The 4,175-nt window shown below is 37.0% G+C and carries 5 protein-coding genes; all 5 read right to left on the reverse strand.

The window, feature by feature from the left end:
- Positions 1-174 precede the first annotated feature (174 nt).
- Complete coding sequence (locus ABYK33_RS14220; protein ID WP_373033950.1) at positions 175-582, reverse strand: hypothetical protein; 408 nt, start codon at positions 580-582, stop codon at positions 175-177.
- Between the two features lie 8 nt (positions 583-590).
- Positions 591-1,070 (reverse strand): hypothetical protein, encoded by a 480-nt coding sequence (locus tag ABYK33_RS14225; RefSeq protein ID WP_373033951.1) that lies wholly within the window; start codon positions 1,068-1,070, stop codon positions 591-593.
- A gap of 168 nt (positions 1,071-1,238) precedes the next feature.
- Positions 1,239-1,892 (reverse strand): hypothetical protein, encoded by a 654-nt coding sequence (locus ABYK33_RS14230; protein WP_373033953.1) that lies wholly within the window; start codon positions 1,890-1,892, stop codon positions 1,239-1,241.
- A gap of 114 nt (positions 1,893-2,006) precedes the next feature.
- Complete coding sequence (locus tag ABYK33_RS14235; RefSeq protein ID WP_373033954.1) at positions 2,007-3,353, reverse strand: P-loop NTPase fold protein; 1,347 nt, start codon at positions 3,351-3,353, stop codon at positions 2,007-2,009.
- A gap of 119 nt (positions 3,354-3,472) precedes the next feature.
- Complete coding sequence (locus ABYK33_RS14240; protein ID WP_373033956.1) at positions 3,473-3,841, reverse strand: DUF6232 family protein; 369 nt, start codon at positions 3,839-3,841, stop codon at positions 3,473-3,475.
- Positions 3,842-4,175: the final 334 nt, after the last annotated feature.

Raw genomic sequence — 4,175 nt, forward strand, 5'->3', positions numbered from 1 at the left:
CGATTTTGACATGTACCTTTTGAGACATTAAGAACCCTTAAAATTAATTTTTGCGAATTCAGATATGCGATTTCGCATACTCTAAAATTACAATAACTTATATGCATTTTTGGTTCCAATTTGACGGTAAATCGGGAGTTTTTGAGAGAGAACAGGTAGGACGAATGCCTTAAATTAGAGACTCTTTTTGAGCGAGCTTTTAAGCTCCATCATCGCATTATGCTCGAGCAGGAAGACGAGGGTCTCCTGAACATAGTGGCGAATCGCGTCGCGTGTTGCTTTGTCTAAAGTAACCACCTTCTGTGTACGAATGGTCTTGCCTTTGCCGTAAAGCAGCCCGAAACGGTCGTCAATGAAACGCCCCCGAAACCAGCCGACCAACACCGCACCGTCCTTGACACGGATAGAACAGAACCCGCCCTCCGGGGAGAAGAAAGAGGTGATGTTCTCACGGTGCTTCTCTTTGGCACCGTTGCCGATACAGATCTTAATGTAGTCCCGCAGCGCCAGGAACAGTTCTGCCTGTTCGCTTCGGGAGTCGCGTTCGAAGGAGGTCGTTTTCATTTTTATGTTGTCCGGCATATGGCTTTTTACTCTTTCTCCGCCCATTCGCGGAGTTTGCGTTTAAGCTTTTGTTCGACCTTTTCGCTTATGTCGTCCCACTCTTTGACGACCTCCGTGTCATCCTCGTCTTCGGCCCATTCTTTGAGCCGTCGCATGATCTTTCGTTCGACTTTCTCGCCTACTTCCTCCCACTCTTTGTCGCGCTGTTTTTTCGCAGCGGAACGGCACGACACGTGGGAACTCCCGCCCCAGACGAAGATGACGCCCAGCAGGAAACCAAAGTCATACCAGCCGCCCGTGTTGTTGACCTCGTAGACGGAGACGTTCTCATTGAAGATGTGGATGATGAGGGTAATAAAAGAGATCATTCCATGCCAAAGCCCATACCAGAACCCAGCTGGCTCTCCCCGCACAAACTGCGGGTCACCGGCGAAACAGGCGGTAAAGAGAAAGAGCAGGGGGAGCAAGAGCAGTGTTTTGTACGAACGGAGGTTTTGCAGTGTCATAGGGACTCCTTTTGACAGGTTTGTTGTTACCAGGGTCGCAACTGACCAGATTGTAACTATGAGATTAGTTAATAATATAACGTATTTGGGGTTGGCAGTCAACATCACACTTTTTATAAAGGTGCTTGTTAAGTTTTAGATTGAGAGGATATAGCTAAGACTTTTTTGTTAGGCTTCTTTTGTTGTGTTAGAAATATTGATTTGAGTGATTTTGGAATTAAGAATATTTGTAGTTATATTTAATATCTCAAAGATGACTTTTGTTTTGTCTAATAAGGCATTTAACATTAAAAATTCAAAAACTTCATATGGAAGAAATGACGTTAAGTTTTGAAGTTCTTTTATTTTTTCATCATCACGATGATATTCATAAGCATTTAACCATAAGGTTAACACTTCGTCACTATTAATAATCTTATTCTGATCTGTCGTTAAGTGAAATGTTTGAGCATTCTTTTTAATAAAGAAACAATTTTTTTGTTGAGTAATGAACTTTTGAAACATGTCATCATCAATTTCTCGAGCTAAAAAATTACATATTTTTGGAAGAAATGTTTGTTCTTTTTGTAAAATAAATGGTCTAAGATTGTGTAATAAAATACTTCTATCATCTTTTGAAGGTAGCTGGATCATAAAGTTAACAGGTTCATCCACTTTTGCCGACATATTCATATTGGTTCTGAAGTCATTCTTCTTTCTACGTACAATCTCTAATAAAGTAGTTGCATACATTGAAAAATTTTCTATGGCGTTTTGTTCGTTGTCGTTCCACACAAGATTGATTTCGTTTCCATTTACAAGTAGGTTTTTCTCAAATGGCATTGAATAATCCTTATGATTGGTTTCTTGTGCTAATCGTAATAATAGTCGATGCTTGATATAGGCAATAGAAATGCCTCTTTTGGGTTTTAGTAGATCACTTTGATTTTTTGTGCATCATCTATTCTCCATTGTATTAAGCATGTTGGCTACTTGTTTAAACAGTCCGTTAGTAGGAAAATAAAATTCATTTGTTTTAATTTCTTGATTTTGAATCATTTGCTTACGAGTCTCTTTATCCGCATAGTCAAACTTCATAATTCTGACTACATATTCTAGATACCAAAATTCACTTTCATTTGAGTCATTTGTCCATGCAAGTCCTGTTTCATACAATAAGTCATCGAATCCGATAGTGTTTGCTGAAATTTTGTCAAAGACTGAGGGTAATGATGCTCTCAAGTAACAGACAAAGGCCATTGCAACCTGATATTCAAATTTATATTTCGTGTCATCCGATGACATGTTATATATCAGCGCAACATAGGATAGTGTTCGTTCTATTTCTCGATACGAAGGTTTTTTATATTTTATAAGTTCTTCTAGTAGTTCTATTAAGTTTTTATTGTTGAAAGTTTCATCTTTTGAGAGCATGGATTTGAGAGCAAACTTTAAATACTTTAGCCCATGATCATCATGACGTTCAGTAGAACGAGGCAGTGTAAACCATATATTTACAAATTTCTGTAGATAAAGAGAAGCATTTACGTCATTGCCATATCTAGCCTTTACAGAAGCCTCGAGTTGGCTTCTATTTAGTATTAAAAGAAAAGTGATTCCTTGAACGGAAAAAATATGCTTTATCTGCTCGACAAGTTCTAGTGCAAAGTCTGGTCTACAGCGATCTAGTTCATCAATAATAAAGATTATAGGATTGCCATCTCCTTGTTCTTCAGCTATCTGCTCTAAGTACTGTTTAAAATGTATTAGAGCAGTTTTATCTTCTTTACTATTTTGTAATCTGTCGGCTATAATCGAATCAATTTGTTCGGCAGCAAGTTCTGAAATATCTTTTTCTACTGAGTCTACGATTGTACCGTCAAGTATTCCCCCGGTAAGTGCCCTGACTCCAATTTTTAATGCTCCTCTTGACATTGATTTTATAGCATTACTTGCTTTTGCCTTGAATTCCTTTTTCTTTTCTTCATTCTCATTTTTTAATAAACTGTATAACTCTGCTGTCAAAGCAATAAATGGGTCTTTTTGGTAATCGTTTGCGAATGCATCAAAATAAATCGTTTTGAATTTACTTTCTCGATGATTTTGAACATAACCTTGCCACATTTTTACAAATGTACTTTTTCCTTCGCCCCATGGCGCATCTAAGGCCACAACAATATCTTCTTGAGAATTTTCAAAGAGATTTGCGAGTCTTTCACCGAATTGTTTACGATTGAAAATATCTTTTTCTGTGGAGAAACCTTCATTTTCTAAAATGTTAAGTGGTGGAACCGTCAATCTCATTAACTCGTCCTAAATATTGAAGTATTGATATTTTGTATAACGTTTAAAATGAGCAATAAAAAAGCAGTCCGCAGGTTTTTGATTGGTCTCTTTATGTTTGTTAGACAAACATTTGTGAATCAACCTCTACTTACTATCGCGTCATTTAAAGCAGTTATCACACTTTCAATATGAAATTTATCTTTACTAATTAAGGCCTGATTTTCTCCTGCAGATGTGTTTAATACAACAGTGTATTCATCTTTAGCACCCTTGAATGCAATAACGCCTATCACGATTAAAATAATACCTAGCCAAAAGACGTAGCCACTGCCAAATAAGCAACCGAGTCCAATAATACAAAACAGTACTGCACCTGAACGATCTGCCTTTTTTACACCGGCTTTTACTGATGTGACATTGTTCATTGCGTATGTTTGTCCATCTACCATGAATCTACTATTACTTACAGAAACATTGCCTTTTTCAAAAAAAACTTTTTCTTCCATTTCACTCTCCTAGTGCATTTAATTTTTTGTGTTTCACTATTCATTTATGCACATTCTATACAAGTAAATCTTAAACATTGGCTTAGCAGAACTTATGAAATGTTGCAAAAAAATGTTATTTAAGTGTAGATTGACCTATTTAGGTTGAAAAGATAGTGAGGTGAGCTATTTTAAATATTATAGGCATTTAAACGACAAAAAAGCCCCTAAAACCGCCAAGAAGAACACAACTTGCATATGCTGAACCAGACTTTCAGAGTCAAAACAGACAAGGAAAATTTATGGGAATCCCACAACCAGCTTTTTATATGATGAAATGCCAACAATCTACGCC

It is taken from the genome of Sulfurovum sp., from assembly GCF_041562805.1.
GTDB lineage: Bacteria > Campylobacterota > Campylobacteria > Campylobacterales > Sulfurovaceae > Sulfurovum.

Excerpts from the sequence above, each read along its gene's own strand:
- ABYK33_RS14220 (WP_373033950.1), bottom strand. The coding sequence starts at position 582 with ATGCCGGACAACATAAAAATGAAAACGACCTCCTTCGAACGCGACTCC.
- ABYK33_RS14225 (WP_373033951.1), bottom strand. The coding sequence starts at position 1,070 with ATGACACTGCAAAACCTCCGTTCGTACAAAACACTGCTCTTGCTCCCC.
- ABYK33_RS14230 (WP_373033953.1), bottom strand. The coding sequence starts at position 1,892 with ATGCCATTTGAGAAAAACCTACTTGTAAATGGAAACGAAATCAATCTT.
- ABYK33_RS14235 (WP_373033954.1), bottom strand. The coding sequence starts at position 3,353 with ATGAGATTGACGGTTCCACCACTTAACATTTTAGAAAATGAAGGTTTC.
- ABYK33_RS14240 (WP_373033956.1), bottom strand. The coding sequence starts at position 3,841 with ATGGAAGAAAAAGTTTTTTTTGAAAAAGGCAATGTTTCTGTAAGTAAT.